Raw genomic sequence first — 18,636 nt, 5'->3', positions numbered from 1 at the left:
TCGCCGTTCGCGTCGTCACATTGTCGACGCTGTGGGTGATTGCGGCGCTGGTGGTGGTCGCGACCCTTATCGGCTCGCTTTATAGCGATGCCGCCCGTAGCAATTTCGAACGGCTTCTCACCGCGCATCTGTTCAGCCTCGTCGGCGCTGTCAGCGTTTCGACGGATGGGGTGCTGCAGGGGCGCCCGGAACTGGGCGAATTGCGCTATTCGAGCCCACTTTCGGGCTGGTACTGGTCGGTGGACCCGCTCGCGTCCAATGTGAGCGGCAAGCTGGAATCGCCCTCGCTGATTGGGCGCATTGTCCCGGAAATGCCGATCACACAGGCGCCTTTCGACAGTTCCTTCATGCGCAGCTATTCCTTGCCGGGCCTCAATGGCGAAGAGCTTTTCATCGTCGAAACGGAAGTCGTGCTGGACAATGCGGGCCGGGTGGCCCGCTTCCGCGTGATGGGCAATCTCAGCGAGGTCATGAATGAGATTTCCGATTTCAGGACCAAGCTTGCCGCCTATCTTGCGGTGTTCGGCATCGGCAGTATCCTGATCAATGCGGCCATCATCCTGTTCGGCTTACGCCCGCTGGATAAGGTGCGTCAGTCGCTGACCGACATTCGCGAGGGGCGTTCATCGAAGCTCAACGCCTCGCTGCCGATGGAAATTGCGCCGCTTGCCCGCGAAATGAACGCGCTGATTGAAAACAACCGCCGAATCGTCGAGCGGTCGAGAACGCAGGTCGGCAATCTCGCTCATTCGCTCAAGACGCCGCTCTCGGTACTGGTCAATGAGGGTCGCGCCATCGGCGGCGATCAGGGCCGCGTTGTGCAGGAGCAGAGCGAGGCCATGCAGGTGCAAATCCAGCATTATCTGCAACGCGCACGCATTGCCGCGCAGCGGGACAGTGTGGTTTTTCGCACCTCCGTCGCGCCGGTGATGGAGCGGATGCAACGGGTTACCGCCAAGCTTAACCCTGCACTGCATGTCAGCTTGCGCAATGATCTTCCGCACGCGATCTTCGCTGGCGAAAAGGAAGACCTTGAGGAAATCATCGGCAACCTTCTCGAAAATGCCGGGAAATGGGCAAACCGCCGCGTGAAAATCACCGTGGGATCAGCGTTAGATGCGCAACGGCAGTTCCAAATCGTGATTGAGGATGACGGGCCGGGACTTGAGGACGACAAGATCGAGGCGGCTTTGAAACGCGGCAGCCGCGTGGACGAAACCAAGCCGGGCACAGGTCTGGGCCTTGCCATCGTCCAGGATACGGTTCGCGAATATGGTGGCCAGCTGCATTTGGACAAAAGTCCGATGGGAGGCTTGCGCGTTCGCAGTGTGTTACCGCTTGCGGAAGATTAAGGTTGTCTTTTAACCTGAAACGGCGTCTTTGCTTTTTAGCATTTCGTCATGCAAACAGGCTCACATTTTTGCGGGAAATGCTCTAAGAAGTTGAAATTACAAGATCGCATGATGCGATAATATGCAAGCTCATTGGTTCATGAGGGCCGGTTTGTTATGATGATGGAATTCAGGTTTTCTTCTCCGGCTCTGGTCGTTCCGACCATGGTTGCGCTGTCGCTGGCCTTGTCGGCATGCGGGACATCAGGCGGTGGCAGGGGGCTGACGTCGCTTGGCGGCTCGTCGTCATCAGCGAAGCCGGAATCAAGCCTGCTCTCGTCACTGGGCAATGGTCTGCTCGGCAACGCAGCAAACCAGCTAAGCGCGGGCGACCGGAAAAAGGCGCTCGAAGCCGAGTATCGCGCGCTCGAATATTCGCCGGCGGGGAAAGCCGTTTCCTGGAGTGCCGGTTCGAATTCCGGCGATGTCACAGCGGCGCAGCCCTATCAGGTCGGCTCGCAGAATTGTCGCCAATATTCGCACACCTTCGATATTGGCGGTTCGCAGCAGACGGTGCGGGGCACCCCCTGCCGCAACACTGACGGCAGCTGGACGCCGCTGACCTGATCGCTCACTGGCCGCCTTTGCGGCGAATTGCCCTAGGCGGCCAGTTGCGACAGGTAGTGGTTGGTTTTTCTCATGCCTGCGCTTAAGTCGTAGCCATGGGATTTTGGTTGATTGCAGCATTATTGACGTTAGCAGCCACTTTGGCTGTCTTGTTGCCTCTCACGCGGCGCAAGCAGGCTTTTTTGCCTGCTGAAAAGAACGACCTTGAAGTCTACCGCGACCAGCTGCGCGAAGTCGAATCCGATGCCGCGCGCGGCATGATCGATGCGCAAAGCGCCGAACAGGCGCGAATTGAAATTTCCCGCCGTATTCTGAGTGCCGAAAAGGAAAGTCAGGACGCTGCAAGCGCAGCAGCGCAATCTACGAGGTCGGGCCGCGTTCTGGCGCTGATCGCCGTGCTGGCCGTGCCGTTGATCGCCTGGGGCGTCTATCCGCTTTTCGGCAAGCCGGACGTGCCGTCCATGCCGCTTGCGGGGCGCTTATCCGATAATCCTGACCGCGGCTCGGTTGATGAACTGGTCGCGCGGGCCGAAGCGCATCTGGCGAAAAATCCTGACGATGCGCGCGGCTGGGATGTGCTGGCGCCGATCTATATGCGCCTTGGCCGTCCGGCGGATGCGGTAAATGCCTATCGTTCTTCCATCCGCATTGACGGCGAAAATTTCCCACGCCTGCTGGGCCTGGCGGAAGGGCTTGCCGCCGTTTCAAGCGGCACGATCACTGCCGAGGCAGAGTCGTTCCTGAACAAGGCAGTTGAACTTGATCCGAACGATCCGCGTCCGCAATTCTATCTTGCGCAAGGCGAGATGCAGGATGGTCGCCCGGATGCAGCGATTGCCCGTCTCAAGACACTTCTGGACAAGGCCCCAACCGATGCTCTCTGGCGGGGGCAGGTCGAGCAGGCCATTGCGCGGCTGAGCAATCCTTCGACCAATCAGCCGACAGAGCAAAAAGGCCCGTCATCCGACGATATCGAAGCGGCTTCTTCCCTGTCGGCGGAAGACCGTCAAGCGATGATCGAGGGCATGGTTCAACGTCTGGATGAAAGTCTTCGCCAGAATAGTGGGGATGTCGAAGGCTGGAAGCGTCTCGTGCGCTCCTATATGATCCTGCATCGCCGCGATGCGGCGCTTGATGCCCTGAACCGGGGCATGACCGCCCTTGCGGAAGAACAGCGGACCGAGCTTCGCAGCTTCGCATCCGGCTTGGGCCTAGAGGCACAGAAATGAGCGCGACTGCAGAAGAAAACGCACGCAAGCCGAAACCCGCTGGCAGTCTTGCCCGGACAATCGGCCAGAGAAAACGCAAGCGCCTGATGCTGATCGGCGGCGCGCTGGCGGTTCTGGCGGTGGCGGTGGGGCTGATGTTGATGGCCTTCAATCAGGACATCCGGTTCTTCCGCACGCCCGCCGACCTGACTGAACAGGAATTGACGTCCGGTTCTCGTTTTCGTCTGGGTGGTCTGGTCGAGGAAGGCTCGGTCAGCCGGGAAGGCAGCGAGCTGCGCTTCACCGTCACCGATACGATCAAGACCGTGAAAGTGGTGTTCGAAGGCATTCCGCCAGATCTGTTCCGTGAAGGGCAGGGCGTGGTGGCTGAAGGCCATTTCGGACAAGACGGCGTTTTCCGCGCTGACAATGTGCTTGCCAAGCATGACGAGAACTATGTTCCCAAAGACCTTGCCGACAGCCTGAAGGCCAAAGGCGTGTGGGAAGGCAAATAATTATGCCGGGAGACTGCCTATGATTGTCGAGATCGGCCATTTTGCTCTGGTGCTGGCGCTGGCTCTGTCGATTGTTCAGTCGGTCGTGCCGGTGATCGGTGCCCGCCGACGCGACACGCAACTCATGTCGGTGGCGGTGCCCACGGCGCTTGCGGTCTTCGCGCTGGTCGTCCTGTCCTCAGCGGTGCTGGTCCATGCCTATGTCGTGTCCGACTTTTCGGTTCTGAACGTCGTCGAAAACTCGCATTCGCAAAAGCCGCTTCTCTATAAGATCACCGGTGTCTGGGGAAACCACGAAGGCTCTATGCTGTTGTGGGTGTTCATCCTGACGCTTTTCAGCGCGTTGGTCGCAGCATTTTCCGGCAACCTGCCTGAAACTTTGCGCGCCAATGTTCTGGCGGTGCAGGGCTGGATCGCGGTGGCCTTTCTGGCCTTCATCATCTTCACGTCGAACCCTTTCACGCGCATCCTTCCGGCTCCGATGGAAGGCGGCGATCTCAATCCGATCTTGCAGGATATCGGCCTCGCCATTCATCCGCCGCTGCTTTATCTCGGCTATGTCGGCTTTTCGGTCTGCTTCTCTTTTGCGGTTGCGGCACTTCTGGAAGGCCGTCTCGATGCGGCCTGGGCGCGCTGGGTGCGCCCATGGACGCTGGTGGCCTGGATGTTCCTGACCGGCGGTATCGCAATGGGTTCCTACTGGGCCTATTACGAACTCGGCTGGGGCGGCTGGTGGTTCTGGGACCCGGTCGAAAACGCATCCTTCATGCCATGGCTGGTTGGCACCGCCTTGCTGCATTCCGCGCTGGTCATGGAAAAGCGCTCGGCGCTGAAAATCTGGACCGTGCTGCTGGCGATCCTGACTTTCTCGCTATCGCTACTCGGAACCTTCCTCGTGCGTTCCGGTGTGCTGACCTCCGTGCATAGTTTCGCGACGGATCCAGGGCGCGGGCTTTTCATTCTGGCCATTCTCGCCATTTTCATCGGTGGTTCTTTGTCGCTCTTCGCGCTTCGCGTCCAGAGCCTGACGGCTGGCGGCATTTTTCATCCTATTTCGCGGGAAGGGGCGCTGGTCTTCAACAACCTGTTCCTGACCACCGCCGCTGCGACCGTTCTGATCGGCACGCTTTATCCGCTGCTGCTGGAAGTCATGACCGGCGAAAAGATTTCCGTCGGTGCGCCGTTCTTCAACATGACCTTCGGCCCGCTGATGATTCCGCTTCTGTTAGCGGTGCCGTTCGGTCCGCTTCTGGCCTGGAAACGCGGCGACCTTTACGGCGTTGCCCAGCGCTTGATGACGGCTTTCGCTTTGGCGCTGGCAGTTGCCGGTATCGTGCTTTGGACCACATCGGCCAAATCGCTGCTGGCCGCTTGCGGCATCGGTCTCGCCGCCTGGCTCATTTTCGGCAGCCTCACCGATCTGGTGCAGAAAGCCGGTATCGGCAAGGTATCGGCAACAAAGGCCTGGGCGCGGTTCAAGAGCCTGCCGCGCTCCGTTTTCGGAACGGCGCTGGCGCATATCGGTCTTGGCGTGACGCTGCTCGGCATCGTCAGCGTTACGACCTTCGGTACGGAAAACGTGCTCATCATGCGTGCGGGCGATACGGTGAAGGTTCAGGACTACACATTGCGGTTCGAGGGGCTTCGGCCTTTGACCGGTCCGAACTTCACGGAAAATCGCGGCACGTTCACGTTACTCGATTCCAGCGCGCGCGATCTTGGCCGGATAGAGCCATCCAAGCGCTTTTTCCCGGCACGCCAGATGCCGACGACAGAATCGGGCATTCGCACGCTCTGGTTCAGTCAGGTCTATGTGGCGCTGGGCGATGAGCCGGGTGACGGTTCAGTGGTGGTTCGCATCTGGTGGAAGCCGCAGGTGACGCTGATCTGGTATGGCGCATTGGTCATGATGCTGGGTGGCCTGTTTTCGCTCGCCGACCGCCGCCTGCGCGTTGGCGCGCCTGCGTCCAAGCGCAAGGCCTCGCCGCAGGAAGCGGAGGCCGCAGCATGAAGATGCGCAAACTCTTCGCGATATGTGCACTCGCCATTGTTCTGGCGTTTCAGGGCACGGCGGCGTTTGCTGTCAATCCGGATGAGGTTCTGCCCGACCCGGCGCTTGAAAAGCGCGCCCGCACCATTTCCGGCGAGTTGCGCTGCATGGTGTGTCAGAACGAATCCATTGATGATTCGAATGCGGAGCTTGCCCGCGATCTGCGCCTTTTGGTTCGTGATCGACTGAAAGCAGGCGATACGGACGATGAGGTGCTGGACTTTGTCGTCGCCCGTTATGGTGAGTTCGTGCTGTTGAAGCCGCGCCTGTCGGCCCGTACCGTTCTGCTTTGGGGGTTCCCGGTTATCGTGCTTTTGATCGGCGCTGTGGCGCTCGCCTTTGCGTTTCGTCAGCGGCGCAGGCTTGGGCAAGCGGCGCAGCCTCTTTCTGAAAGCGAAAAAGCCGAACTCGCCCGTCTTCTGAATAATAAATAATTTTATATATTTATGAGCGATTTTCTCCCCCGCTTGCGCCGAACCTTACGAAACTTTCATCTTGCGGAAATTGAGCGGTAAGGTAGCTCTAACTATCTTGCGCTCTATAAAGGATTTACAGGCCTCGTTTCCCGAGACGAGAGCGAAGGCCGGATTACCGCTCGTAAGGAGAAATAGATGTCCAGAGCTAGCAATTCCCATTACCGCAAAAGCGTTGCAGCCGTCGCAGTTTGCGCTGCACTTGCCGGCGCGTTCGTCGCGACTGGCCCGCTTGGCGCACTCAATGATGCCCGCGCGGAAGCTGTGCAGGTGACGCCGCCGCAGCAGTCTGTCGGCTTCGCGGATCTGGTGGCAAAGGTGCGTCCGGCGGTTGTCAGCGTGACCGTGAAGAAGAATGTGCAGGAAGCCGACAGCCGTGGCGGTCAGAATTTCGGCGCGCGCGGCTTCGACCAGCTTCCAGACGATCATCCGTTGAAGCGCTTCTTCCGTGATTTCGGCATGGAGCCGCCGCGTGGCGATGCGCGTCCAGATAGCCGCCGTGGCCCCGGCAAACGCCCGGGCCGACCAGGCCATGAGCGCCCCTATGCACAGGGCTCCGGTTTCTTCATCTCTGAAGATGGTTATGTCGTCACCAACAACCACGTCGTTTCAGACGGGGATGCTTATAGCGTCGTCATGGATGACGGCACTGAACTGGACGCCAAGCTGATCGGTACCGATCCGCGCACCGACCTCGCTGTTCTGAAGGTCGATGACGCCAAGCGCAAGTTCACCTATGTCGCTTTTGGCGATGACAATCAGGTTCGCGTTGGCGACTGGGTTGTCGCAGTCGGAAATCCGTTCGGTCTCGGCGGTACGGTGACTTCGGGTATCGTTTCGGCCCGTGGCCGTGACATCGGCGCCGGTCCTTACGACGATTTCATCCAGATCGATGCGGCCGTGAACAAGGGCAACTCGGGTGGCCCGGCTTTCAACCTGTCCGGTCAGGTTGTCGGTATCAACACCGCCATCTTCTCGCCTTCGGGCGGCAGCGTCGGTATCGCCTTCGCAATCCCGTCGGGCACTGCAAAGCAGGTCGTCGATCAGCTCATCAAGAAGGGCTCGGTTGAACGCGGCTGGATCGGCGTACAGATACAGCCGGTGACCAAGGATATCGCCGCTTCGCTTGGTCTGGCCGAGGAAAAGGGTGCAATCGTCGCTTCGCCGCAGAAGGATGGTCCGGCGGCCAAGGCTGGCATTCAGTCCGGTGACGTGATCACCGCGGTGAATGGTGAGCCGGTTCAGGACCCCCGTGATCTGGCCCGCAAGGTTGCCGGTATCAATCCGGGCGAAAAGGCGGCTCTCAGTGTCTGGCGCAAGAACAAGGCTGAAGAAATCAGCGTGACCATCGAAGCCATGCCGCAGGATCTGAAGCAGGCCGGTGGCACGACGGATGAAGACAAGGGCGGCCAGCAGAGCGAAACGCTCGACAGCTATGGTCTGACAGTCACGCCATCGGAAGATGGTGACGGGGTGGTCGTCACCGATGTCGATCCCGACAGCGACGCTGCTGATCGCGGTGTTCGCTCCGGCGATGTCATCGTCAGCGTCAACAATCAGGTTGTGAAGACTGCCAAGGACATCAACAACGCCATCAGCGAAGCCTCCAAGTCGGGTCGCAAGGCTGTGCTTCTGCAATTGCAGAGCAACGATCAGAGCCGCTTCGTGGCCCTGCCGATCGATCAGGGATGATGAACGGCTTCCGCGAGAACCTCTGAAACTACCGGATGCCAGGCGGGTAACTGCCTGGCATCCCCTTAGAGCGCGTTTCGATCTGATAGCTTCAGATCTGCGCTCTAAGTTTTGTTTACGCACATCTTATCCGACAACCGTCTTACACTTTTCGGGATGTGCTATATCACCGAATGTAATTTATAAGTGGCGCCATGAAAATTCTCGTTATTGAAGATGACCGCGAAGCTGCTCGTTATCTGGAGAAAGCTTTCAGTGAAGCCGGACATTCGGCAGATATCGCCGGTGACGGCGAGACCGGCTACGCCCTGGCGGAAAACGGCAATTATGACGTGCTGGTTGTGGATCGTATGCTGCCGAAGCGCGACGGACTTTCCGTTGTGGCGGGCCTGCGCGCCAAGGGCATGGAAACGCCGGTGCTGATTCTGTCTGCGCTCGGTGAAGTCGATGACCGCGTGACGGGCCTTCGCGCCGGCGGCGACGATTACCTGACCAAGCCTTATGCATTTTCCGAACTGCTGGCGCGCGTGGAAGTGTTGCAACGCCGTTCCAGCCCGCGTGAGGCTGATACGATCTATCGCGTCGGCGATCTCGAACTCGACCGGCTTGCGCACACCGCGCGCCGTCAGGATGTCGATATCACGCTGCAACCGCGTGAATTCCGTCTTCTCGAATATCTGATGCGCCATGCCGGTCAGGTTGTGACCCGTACCATGCTGCTCGAAAATGTCTGGGATTATCACTTCGACCCACAAACCAATGTGATCGACGTGCATATTTCGCGCCTGCGCTCGAAGATTGAAAAGGGCTTTGACGGCCCGCTGCTTCATACGGTGCGCGGGGCGGGTTATATGCTGAAGGCCGGGCGTACCAAACAGACCGCCGCCAAGGTGGACTGATGGGCCGGTTTTCTGCGCTTATGCGCACCACGGCGGTGCGCCTTTCGGCTCTCTATCTGCTTCTCTTCGTTGTCGGCGCTGTCGCTCTGGTCTTCTATATGACCAATCTGTCGGCTTCGATCCTCACCGCCCAGACCCAGGAAGCGTTGGGCGAAGAAGTGGCGAGCATCGGCAAGAGCTATGCGCGGGGCGGCATTCCGCAGCTCGTGCGCACCATCGATTATCGGTCGCGCCAGCCCGGCGCTTACCTCTATCTTGTCGCCGATCCGACGGGACGTATTTTGGCCGGAAATGTCGAAAGCGTGGAACCCGGCGTGCTGGATACGGACGGAATTGTCGAGCGCGCTTTCGTCTATAAGCGCTATGGCGAGCAGGGGACAGAGAGCGAACATCGCGCCGTCGCCGTGGTGATCGCGCTGCCGAACGGCATGCGCCTGCTGGTCGGGCGAGATCTTGGCGAGCCGGAACGCTTCCGCGATATTATCCGTAGTTCGCTGATGCTGGCGCTTGGCATCATGGGCGCAGGCGCGCTTTTGATCTGGCTCGTGGTCGGACGCCGCGCCTTGAAGCGTATCGATGACGTGTCCAAGGCTTCGCAACGTATCATGGATGGCGACCTGACAGGGCGTCTGCCGGTCAACGGTTCCGGTGATGAATTCGACCGGCTTTCGGGCAATCTGAACGTTATGCTCGGCCGCATATTGGAGCTGAACGAAGGGCTGAAGCAGGTTTCCGACAATATCGCTCACGACCTCAAGACACCGCTGACCCGGCTGCGCAATCGCGCCGAGGAAGCATTGGCGGGCAAGAAGGCCGGGCGCGAATATCGCGGGGCGCTTGAAGATATTATCGGTGAGTCGGATCAGCTGATCCGCACCTTCAACGCCATCCTGATGATTTCGCGTCTGGAAGCCGGTTATTCGACGGAAAACCTTGAAGACTTGCCCGTCGCGCCCATCGTGCGGGATGTGGCGGAAATGTACGAGCCTGTCGCGGAAGATGCGAATGTCAAGCTGACACTTGGCGCTTTGGACGAGGTGGTGCTGCATATCAACCGCGAACTGGTCGGCCAGACGGTTTCCAATCTCGTGGACAATGCGATCAAATATGCCGGTGGCGAGGAGCGCGAGGCCAATGTGTCGCTTGCCATGGAGCGCGACGCCAATTGGGTGCGGATCACCGTGGCCGATAATGGGCCGGGTATCCCCGAGGACAAGCGCGAACAGGCGACCGAACGTTTCGTGCGTCTGGAGGAAAGCCGCACACAGCCGGGTTCCGGTCTCGGTTTGAGTCTTGCCAAGGCGGTCATGAAGTTGCACGGTGGCGCGCTTCGTCTTGAAAGCAACGAACCGGGACTGCGTGCTGTTCTGGAATTTCCGCTGCCGCAGGGCGATGTGAAATAAGCATAGTTCAATGAGGGGATCATGGCGGCTGACGATACAAAGGCACTGTTTTTCGAGAGAGACCTTTGTGCGCTGACGCCGCTCGATGCTGATCGGGCGCGATCCTTCCTTGTTGACCTGATAGAGCGGGCTCGTGAAGACGAACTTTCAGAAGTTGCGGCGCTGCTGGAAACGCAGAAAGCTTCGGCCTTCCTGTCGGCGGTACTCGATCTGTCGCCGTTCATTCGCGAGGCGCTGACCCGGCATCCCTCAATTCTGAGCCGTATCGTGTCTGCTTCGCCCGAAAGCGCGCTGCACGATATTCTCACGGCGGTTTCGCTATGCGGCATGGAGGAGGGCGCAAGCGAAGCTTCGCTGATGACCGATCTGCGCCGCTTCAAACGCGAAGCGCATGTGCTGATCGCGCTGTGTGATCTGGCCCAAATTTTCAATACGGAAGCCACCACCGGCTGGCTGACCGATCTGGCCGAGGCCTGCACCGGTGCTGCCGTACACTTTTTGCTGCGCGATGCGGATGCGGCTGGCAAAATCAAGCTGCCCGACAGGAACAAGCCCGACAAGGATTGCGGCTGGATCGTGCTGGGCATGGGCAAATTCGGCGCGCGAGAGCTGAACTATTCCTCCGATATCGACCTGATCGTCTTCATCGACGAAACCAAACCAGCCATCGGCGATCCTTATGAATGCGTGGACACGTTTTCGCGCCTGACGCGGCGTCTAGTCCGCATCCTTCAGGATCGCACGGCGGACGGCTACGTCTTCCGCGTCGATCTTCGCTTGCGACCCGACCCGGGCTCGACACCGCTTGCGATTCCCGTCGGCGCGGCGCTGCATTATTACGAAGGGCGCGGCCAGAACTGGGAGCGCGCTGCCATGATCAAGGCGCGGCCCGTCGCTGGGGACCGTGCGTCTGGCCGTCAGGTGCTGGCGGAGCTTTCCCCTTATGTCTGGCGCAAATATCTCGATTATGCGGCGATTGCCGATGTTCATTCGATCAAGCGCCAAATCCACGCCCATAAGGGCCACGGTGACATTGCCGTTCGCGGGCACAATGTGAAGCTCGGTCGCGGCGGTATCCGCGAGATCGAGTTTTTCGTCCAGACGCAGCAGCTGATCGCTGGCGGACGCTTTCCGGAACTGCGCGGCAACCAGACTGTGCCGATGCTCGGCCAGCTGGCGGAGCGCGGCTGGATCACGGAGAAGGCGCGCGATGCGCTGTCCAAGGAATATTACTTCCTGCGCGATGTGGAACACCGCATCCAGATGATTGCCGACGAGCAGACCCATATCCTTCCTGAAGACGATGAAGGCTTTGCCCGTGTCGCTTATATGATGGGCTATGCCGATCCGGCGCAGTTTTCCGATGTTTTCCTCGACGCGCTCAAGATCGTAGAAAAGCACTATGCAGCCCTGTTCGAGCAGGCGCCGGAGCTTGGCACCTCGACGGGCAATCTCGTCTTCACCGGCGATGTGGACGATCCGGGTACGCTGGAGACGCTTGCCGCCATGGGCTATGAACGCCCGAGCGACATCTGCCGCGTCATCCGCACCTGGCATTTTGGGCGCTATCGCGCCACCCAGTCGGCGGAAGCGCGCGAGCGCCTGACCGAGCTGACGCCCGCGCTCCTCAACGCCTTTGCCGAGACCAAACGCGCCGACGAATCGCTGTTGCGTTTTGACAGTTTCCTGCAAGGATTGCCGGCGGGCATCCAGCTTTTCAGCCTGCTGCAATCCAACCCGCGCCTGCTCAATCTGCTTGTGATGATCATGAGCGCCGCGCCACGGCTGGCCGAAATCATCACGCGCAATCCGCATGTGTTCGATGGCCTGCTCGATCCGGCAATCTTTTCAGAAATGCCGACCCGCTCCTATTTGGAAGAAAGGTTGCGCGTCTTTCTCGGGGCCGCGACCGACTACGAGGAAGTGCTGGATCGGCTGCGCATCTTCGCGGCAGAGCATCGTTTCCTGATCGGCATTCGCCTGCTGACGAGCGCGATAGACGGCGTGCGCGCCGGGCGCGCTTTTTCCGATCTGGCGGAGTTGATGATCGGCAAGGCATTCGAGGCTGTGGAAGCCGAGTTGCAGCGCCGCCATGGCAAGGTCAAAGGTGCGAAGGTGGCGCTGCTTGCCATGGGTAAGCTCGGCAGTCGTGAACTGACCGCAGGCTCCGATGTCGATCTGATCCTGCTTTACGATCACGACACGGATGCCGATGAATCGGACGGGGAAAAGCCGCTCGCCCCCTCGCAATATTATATTCGCCTGACGCAGCGCCTGATCGCCGCACTGTCCGCCCCGACGGCGGAGGGCGTGCTTTATGAAGTCGACATGCGGCTGCGCCCTTCGGGCAACAAGGGGCCCGTCGCTACCCATATCGAATCCTTCGGCAAATATCAGCGCACCGAAGCCTGGACCTGGGAGCATATGGCGCTGACGCGGGCGCGCCCGATCCATGGCGACGAAAATTTTATTGCGCATATCACGGCGGAAATCGACGAAGTGCTGTCAGCGCCGCGCGATGTGAAGAAGATCGCCAAGGACGTGCGCGAAATGCGCGACCTGATCTATCAGGAAAAGCCTCCGCGTGATGACTGGGACTTCAAGCTGAAGCCCGGCGGCATTGTCGATCTGGAATTCATCGCGCAATTCGCGGTGCTGACCGGAAAAGTGACGAAGAAGCCGCGTCCGCTGGGAACGGAAGAGGTTCTGGCTTCGCTCGATCCGGCCTATGCGGAACCGGCCCTTGCCGACAGTCTGGTCGAGGCGCATCGGCTTTACACGAATTTGAGCCAGACCATTCGCTTATGCCTTGGAAGCGATGCCCCGCGAGACGAGTTCATTCCGGGTATGATCGATCTTCTCTGTCGCGCTGCCGATATGCCGGATATCAAGCGCGTTGAACATCATCTGACCGAACTGGCGAAGGAAGTCCGCGCGAGCTTTGAGAAGTTCGTTAGCGTCTAAATTTACGCCGCGTGGATTGCGGCGCTGCTGTGCCCGCTGATCTGCACCGCCTTGCGGTCGGGTATGCTGACCGCAACCACCGTGCCGACACCTTCGGTTGAGCGGATGCGCAGCCAGCCGCCATGCAGTTCCGCCAGCGAGCGGGTGATGGCGAGACCAAGCCCCGACCCGCTATGGGTTTTGGTGAACTGGTTTTCGACCTGTTCAAACGGCTGGCCGATTTTTTTCAATGCGGACTTCGGAATACCGACGCCCGTGTCCTGAATGGTCATGAACAGGGCCGATCCGGTCTTGCGGGCGCGCACTGTGATATGCCCGTTATGCGACGTGAATTTGACCGCATTGGACAGGAGATTGATCAGCACCTGCTTGACCGCGCGGCGGTCGGCATAGAGCTGCATGGCGTCTTCGATCCGTGTCTCGACCGTGATGTTCTTCTCGTCGGCCTGCAGTGAAATCATGCGCACCGTCTCATTGATGAGCGGGCAGAGATCAATCTGCTCGCGGTCGAGCGAGAAATGACCGGCCTCGATTTTCGACATGTCGAGAATGTCATTTATGACGTTCAGCAGGAAGTTACCGCTGGTGTGAATGTCGTTGATATATTCCTCGTAGCGGTCGGAGCCGAGCGGCCCGAACGTGCCCGCCTGGATCATTTCCGAAAAGCCGATGATCGCATTGAGCGGCGTGCGCAGCTCATGGGACATATTGGCGAGGAATTCCGACTTGGCGCGGTTCGCCGCTTCGGCGCGTTCCTTTTCTTGACCGTATTTGCGGGCAAGTTCGGACAGTTCGCGCACGCGGTCGCGCTCGCCCTTACGGGCAATCGACAGATCGTGAATGGTCGCCATCAGACGGCGTTCGCTATCCACCAGACGTTCCTGATGCAGCTTGAGCTGGGTAATGTCGGTGCCGATGGAAACGAGACCGCCATCCTGCGTGCGGCGTTCGTTGACTTGCAGCCAGCGACCGTCGCTGAGCTGGCGCTCGAAAGTCTGCCCGCCTGCGCGGTTGTGTTCGTTGGCCATGCGGCGTTCGAATGTGAACGGACGCGTGTGGGCGTCGACTTCATTGCGCGGTACGCCCGGCTTCAGCGTCCAGACCGGCAGGCCCGCATATTCGCTGAACTTCGAATTCGCCATCACCAGACGGTTATTGGAATCCCAGAGGATGAAGGCTTCCGAGATGTTCTCGATGGCTTCGCGAATGCGCATGTCGGCTTCTGCTGTCGCTTCCGCAAAGCGGTGCTGCTCGCTGACGTCAAAAGCAATCCCGACCAGATGCAGGTCGCCTTCAGCGGCAATATCGGCGCGCACCCGCATCCAGACCCAAGACCCGTCAGCATGACGCATACGGAACACGCGGTCCACATGGGAGAAGTCGCCAGCCGCCGCCTGCTCGGCGAGAGAATAGAGGTCGCCGTCTTCAGGATTGATGATTGCAGCGACATCGCTGAACGGCAGCACCGCATCCTGCGCTTCATAGCCCAGCATCTCGTACATGGAGCGCGACCAGTAGATACGCCCGCGCGCCATGTCCCAGTCCCACAGGCCACAGCGTCCGCGCGCCATGGCCAGATCGATCCGGCGCTGGATCTGATTGGAAAGGTCGTCGGCTTCGCGTGCGCGCGCCGCCTGACTGAAATAGGCGTAGAGAATGGCGAACATGACGCCGGTGGTGCCCGCATAGAGCGTGACATTGAGCGACACGGCGCGCCGCCATTCGGCAAAAATCGTATTCTCCGCTTCCGTCGCGATGATGGAATAGGGCGCGGTCAGCGGCTTGGACAAGGCGCCATAGGCGGCTTCACCCTGCAAAAGAATTTTCAGCACGCCTGCGCGTTCGGCAAAGAGAAACAGCGGCTGCGCTTCTGACAATATGGTATCAATCGGCTTGCCGGTGAGATCGTCCAGGGGGCCGGAGGCGGCCACGACTGACGATTGACCGTCGATCACGGCAACGGTCATTCCCGGGGAGGAGAGACCGCGCGAGCGAAACTCGGCAATGGTGTCCTGAATGTCCTTGGCGGAAAGCTGCGCGCCTGCATTGGTGCCGTTCGCGACGCGCTCGATCATCTGCGCCAGATTGGCGGTCGCAGCCGACAGCGAAGCCTTGTGCTGCTGTTCGATATCCTCATGCCAGGCCAGCATGGAAAACACGCGGGCAACGCCCAGAATAACGAGGAAGATGATGATCAGCGCGGGAACAAGGCGGCGTAAAATCGGTTCCATCGAGATGAATTTGCCATAGGCTGGGCCAGCGAGAAGGCGGACATGGCCAGAGACCTTGCCTTTCCTTCTCTTCCGACCGGATTCGCAATGCGTCCCCGCCGGCGCGCCATACGCGTCGGTGCTCGCCATCTGATGGTCCCTCGTGAAATGCCTGCGAGTGAAGTGATTCGGAATACGCCACCTCCGAATGCATTCAATGAATCAAAAGTGATTCGCGCTGTCCAGCGATTTCGTTAACGAGACGTAAAAAAGACCGCGCCTCGCCATTAATTTTCTTATGAATCTCAATCCTTTATCCGGAATCAGTTCGTCAGCCGGCTGTTCTAAATCCATGAAAAGACTCGCGAAAAACAGGGCCGCTTCCGCAGCCTGCCAGAGCGGAGCGGGAGGACATAGCTGTTCACCCTGCCAGCCGCGGAACAGCTGCCGGCAGGAGCGAATCAGGTTAGTCGGATCGTCGCTCGCGAATCAGGCGAGAGTGCGATCCACGATGTCTCGCAGGTCGGTAGAAAGATTTGACGTACCCGATATACGGGCGAGAGCGGCGCGGGCATGTTCGCGCCGCGTTTCTTCGAGCGACCGCCAGGACCGCATTGAGGTCAAAAGTCGCGCAGAAAGCTGCGGGTTTTCCGGATCGATAGCGAGGATAGTCTCGGCGAAGAACATATAGGCCGCGCCGTCCTTGCGATTGAAACCGGTTGGGTTCGAAGCCGAAAAGGAGCCGATCAGCGAGCGCACGCGGTTTGGATTGTCGAGCGAGAACAGGCGATGGGCACCAAGCTGGCACACGGTTTTCAGCGCATGTTCGCCGGGGCGGGTCGCCTGAACATTGAACCACTTGTCCATGACAAGGCCATCGCTGCCGAAGCGCTGTTCGAAGCTGGACAAGGCCTCCCGCGCTTCATCCGTATCGCCGAAGCGGTGAACCAGAACGGTCAGCGCGGCAAAGCGGTCGGTCATGTTGTCGGCATCTGCATATTGCAGGGCGGCGCGATGCTGGTTGCCTTCGTGGCGGCTCAGATAATCGAGCAGCGCATTGCGCAAGGCGCGCTTGCCTGCTGCTTCCGCATCGGGTGTGAAAGCGCCGGCCTGCTTGAGGCTGTCGTAAAGCCCGGCGAAATCAGCCGCATAGGCCGATCCAATCGCAGCGATCAGATGGTCGCGGCTGGCGAGAATAGCGTCGGGATCGACATTATCACCCATTTCACGGGCCACGTCGCTTTCGCTGGGCAAGGTCAGGCAGAGCGCGCGGAATGCCGGGTCGAGGGTCTCGTCGGATGCGACGCGACCGACCAGCTCAACAATTTTGGCATTCAGCTCCGGCTCATGGCCGCCGCGAATGCGCTTGGCGCCATCAAGCAGGGCGCGGGTGAGAATGCTGTTCATGGCCTGCCAGCGCGCAACCGGATCGCTGTCGTTCAGCGCGAGGAATGTCAGGTCCTGTTCGGAAAGCGGGGAGGTGAGATTGACCGGCGCGGAAAAGCCGCGCAGCAGTGAAGGAACCGGGCGCGCCTGGATGCCGTAGAAAACAATAGCCTCCGATGAGCGGCGCAGGTGAATGACATTGTCATGCACATCGCCGCCTTCAACGGATGTGTATGTCATATCCTCGCCATCCGGCCCCACAAGGCCGAATGCGATTGGAATATGCATCGGCTTTTTTACCGGCTGGCCGGGTGTCGGTGCCAGCGATTGGCGCAGGCGGACGGTGAAGGTTTCGGCTTTCGCATCGTAATCGAAATCCGCTTCCACGCGCGGCGTGCCGGCCTGATCGTACCACAGCGCGAATTGTGAGAAATCCTGCCCGGAGACGTCGGCAAAAACCTGGATAAAATCTTCGATGGTGGCTGCATCGCCGTCATGGCGCTCGAAATAGAGGTCCATTCCCTTGCGGAACAGGTCTGGTCCGATGATCGTGCGGATCATCCGGACGACTTCCGAGCCTTTTTCATAGACCGTCGCCGTGTAGAAATTGTTGATTTCGCGATATTCGCGCGGGCGCACCGGATGGGCAAGCGGGCCGCCATCTTCCGGAAACTGCTGCGCCTTCAGGATCTTCACTTCGGCGATGCGCTTTACCGGACGGGAGCGCTGATCGGCGGAGAATTCATGATCACGATAGACGGTCAGCCCTTCCTTCAGACAAAGCTGGAACCAGTCGCGGCAGGTGATGCGATTGCCGGTCCAGTTGTGGAAATATTCATGCGCGATGACGGCCTCGATGCCGGCATAATCCACATCGGTCGCGGTTTCCGGATCGGCCAGCACATATTTGTCGTTGAAGACATTGAGGCCCTTGTTTTCCATCGCGCCCATGTTGAAATCCGACACGGCGACAATGTTGAAAACATCGAGATCATATTCGCGACCGAACCTTTCCTCGTCCCACTGCATGGAGCGCTTCAGCGCATCCATCGCGTAAAGCGCGCGCTTCTCCTTGCCATGTTCGACATAGATGGCCAGATCGACCGGGCGACCGGAAGCGGTTGTAAAATGATCCTTCACCACACCAAGTGAACCGGCGACGAGAGCGAAGAGATAGGACGGCTTCGGATGCGGATCGTGCCACACGGCAAAATGCCGGTCGGCATTGCCTTCCGTCGTTCCACTTTCAATCGGATTGCCATTGGCAAGTAGGATCGGCGCGGCTTCGCGGTCGGCTTCGACACGCACCGTATAGACGGAAAGCACGTCGGGCCGGTCATAATAATAGGTAATGCGGCGAAAACCTTCCGCCTCGCATTGCGTGCAATAGACGCCGCTGGAGCGATAAAGCCCTGACAGCTGGCGGTTGGTCGTCGGGTTGACGGCGGTGACGATTTCCAGCGTGAAGCGCTCACCTTCCGGCAGGTCGCTGATGGTCAGGAGATCGGGCGTCGCGGCGTAGCTGTTATCGGCAAGCGGCGTGCCATTGATGGCGAGGCTGACGAGCTTGAGTTCGTCCCCATTGAGGACCAGCGGCGTGCCGGGCGCGGTGTCTGGGCGGCGCTCGATGGTCAGCGCGGCGCGGACAATGGTTTTCTCAGGCTCTAGTGTGAAGTCGAGCTTTGTTTCCGGTATCGCGTAAGGCGTCGGGCGGTAATCTTCGAGACGGAATGTCTGGCCGGTTTCTGTACGCATCGCGGAACTCTTTCTGTGAAGTCTTGTGCTGGATTCGTACCCGGCTTTTGCCCAAACGACAAGAAACGAGCGCTTGGCAAATAAATTTGCCGAACCCAACGCTATCACTGGCAGTTCATGGCA

12 protein-coding genes are annotated in these 18,636 nt (G+C 59.4%); 10 read left to right on the top strand and 2 right to left on the bottom strand.

The annotated features are described in order from the left end of the window. Positions 1 to 20: 20 nt before the first annotated feature. The 10 genes from JAU75_RS04120 to JAU75_RS04075 all read left to right on the top strand — a co-directional run bounded on the left by JAU75_RS04120 (position 21) and on the right by JAU75_RS04075 (position 13,162). On the top strand, positions 21 to 1,352 hold the full coding sequence (locus JAU75_RS04120) for an ATP-binding protein (protein ID WP_247880364.1): 1,332 nt from the start codon (positions 21 to 23) through the stop codon (positions 1,350 to 1,352). Between the two features lie 156 nt (positions 1,353 to 1,508). Next, positions 1,509 to 1,958: a hypothetical protein gene (locus JAU75_RS04115; protein WP_199054801.1), complete on the top strand. Its 450-nt coding sequence runs from the start codon at positions 1,509 to 1,511 to the stop codon at positions 1,956 to 1,958. A 95-nt stretch (positions 1,959 to 2,053) separates the two neighbouring features. Next, the gene (ccmI, locus tag JAU75_RS04110) at positions 2,054 to 3,187 is read left to right on the top strand and encodes a c-type cytochrome biogenesis protein CcmI (protein ID WP_199054800.1); all 1,134 of its coding nucleotides are present in this window, start codon (positions 2,054 to 2,056) and stop codon (positions 3,185 to 3,187) included. Beyond that, complete coding sequence (gene ccmE / locus JAU75_RS04105) at positions 3,184 to 3,681, top strand: cytochrome c maturation protein CcmE (protein WP_199054795.1); 498 nt, start codon at positions 3,184 to 3,186, stop codon at positions 3,679 to 3,681. Before ccmI ends, ccmE begins: the two co-directional genes overlap by 4 nt. A 19-nt stretch (positions 3,682 to 3,700) precedes the next feature. Further along, the gene (locus JAU75_RS04100; protein WP_199054793.1) at positions 3,701 to 5,692 is read left to right on the top strand and encodes a heme lyase CcmF/NrfE family subunit; all 1,992 of its coding nucleotides are present in this window, start codon (positions 3,701 to 3,703) and stop codon (positions 5,690 to 5,692) included. Further along, positions 5,689 to 6,165: a cytochrome c-type biogenesis protein gene (locus JAU75_RS04095; protein ID WP_199054791.1), complete on the top strand. Its 477-nt coding sequence runs from the start codon at positions 5,689 to 5,691 to the stop codon at positions 6,163 to 6,165. The genes JAU75_RS04100 and JAU75_RS04095 overlap by 4 nt, the downstream gene beginning before the upstream one ends. Positions 6,166 to 6,342: 177 nt before the next feature. Beyond that, complete coding sequence (locus tag JAU75_RS04090; RefSeq protein ID WP_199054789.1) at positions 6,343 to 7,896, top strand: Do family serine endopeptidase; 1,554 nt, start codon at positions 6,343 to 6,345, stop codon at positions 7,894 to 7,896. A 194-nt stretch (positions 7,897 to 8,090) separates the two neighbouring features. Next, entirely contained in the window at positions 8,091 to 8,795 is a 705-nt protein-coding gene (locus JAU75_RS04085; protein WP_199054781.1) for a response regulator transcription factor, read from the top strand. After that, complete coding sequence (locus JAU75_RS04080; RefSeq protein ID WP_199054936.1) at positions 8,792 to 10,198, top strand: HAMP domain-containing sensor histidine kinase; 1,407 nt, start codon at positions 8,792 to 8,794, stop codon at positions 10,196 to 10,198. The genes JAU75_RS04085 and JAU75_RS04080 overlap by 4 nt, the downstream gene beginning before the upstream one ends. Positions 10,199 to 10,219: 21 nt before the next feature. After that, complete coding sequence (locus JAU75_RS04075) at positions 10,220 to 13,162, top strand: bifunctional [glutamine synthetase] adenylyltransferase/[glutamine synthetase]-adenylyl-L-tyrosine phosphorylase (protein ID WP_199054779.1); 2,943 nt, start codon at positions 10,220 to 10,222, stop codon at positions 13,160 to 13,162. Positions 13,163 to 13,164: 2 nt separating this feature from the next. Here JAU75_RS04075 and JAU75_RS04070 read toward each other — a convergent pair whose 3' ends face one another. Then, a complete protein-coding gene (locus tag JAU75_RS04070) occupies positions 13,165 to 15,522 on the bottom strand; it encodes an ATP-binding protein (protein ID WP_199054777.1) in 2,358 nt (785 codons plus the stop codon). A gap of 339 nt (positions 15,523 to 15,861) precedes the next feature. Beyond that, positions 15,862 to 18,513 carry an aminopeptidase N gene (gene pepN, locus JAU75_RS04065; RefSeq protein WP_199054773.1) on the bottom strand — a complete coding sequence of 884 codons (2,652 nt, stop codon included), beginning with the start codon at positions 18,511 to 18,513 and terminating at the stop codon, positions 15,862 to 15,864. Positions 18,514 to 18,636 lie beyond the last annotated feature (123 nt).

Origin of the sequence: Ochrobactrum sp. Q0168 (assembly GCF_016427605.1) — a bacterium.
In the GTDB taxonomy this organism is placed as follows: domain Bacteria; phylum Pseudomonadota; class Alphaproteobacteria; order Rhizobiales; family Rhizobiaceae; genus Brucella.
Note: the sequence above shows the minus strand (reverse complement) of the source record. Positions and strands in the feature narration are given on the sequence as shown.

What these genes read in the sequence shown, in the direction of transcription:
- ccmI (WP_199054800.1), top strand. Translation starts at nt 2,054, where the DNA reads ATGGGATTTTGGTTGATTGCAGCATTATTGACGTTAGCAGCCACTTTG.
- JAU75_RS04100 (WP_199054793.1), top strand. Translation starts at nt 3,701, where the DNA reads ATGATTGTCGAGATCGGCCATTTTGCTCTGGTGCTGGCGCTGGCTCTG.
- JAU75_RS04085 (WP_199054781.1), top strand. Translation starts at nt 8,091, where the DNA reads ATGAAAATTCTCGTTATTGAAGATGACCGCGAAGCTGCTCGTTATCTG.
- ccmE (WP_199054795.1), top strand. Translation starts at nt 3,184, where the DNA reads ATGAGCGCGACTGCAGAAGAAAACGCACGCAAGCCGAAACCCGCTGGC.
- JAU75_RS04095 (WP_199054791.1), top strand. Translation starts at nt 5,689, where the DNA reads ATGAAGATGCGCAAACTCTTCGCGATATGTGCACTCGCCATTGTTCTG.
- JAU75_RS04075 (WP_199054779.1), top strand. Translation starts at nt 10,220, where the DNA reads ATGGCGGCTGACGATACAAAGGCACTGTTTTTCGAGAGAGACCTTTGT.
- JAU75_RS04090 (WP_199054789.1), top strand. Translation starts at nt 6,343, where the DNA reads ATGTCCAGAGCTAGCAATTCCCATTACCGCAAAAGCGTTGCAGCCGTC.
- pepN (WP_199054773.1), bottom strand. Translation starts at nt 18,513, where the DNA reads ATGCGTACAGAAACCGGCCAGACATTCCGTCTCGAAGATTACCGCCCG.
- JAU75_RS04115 (WP_199054801.1), top strand. Translation starts at nt 1,509, where the DNA reads ATGATGATGGAATTCAGGTTTTCTTCTCCGGCTCTGGTCGTTCCGACC.
- JAU75_RS04070 (WP_199054777.1), bottom strand. Translation starts at nt 15,522, where the DNA reads ATGGCGAGCACCGACGCGTATGGCGCGCCGGCGGGGACGCATTGCGAA.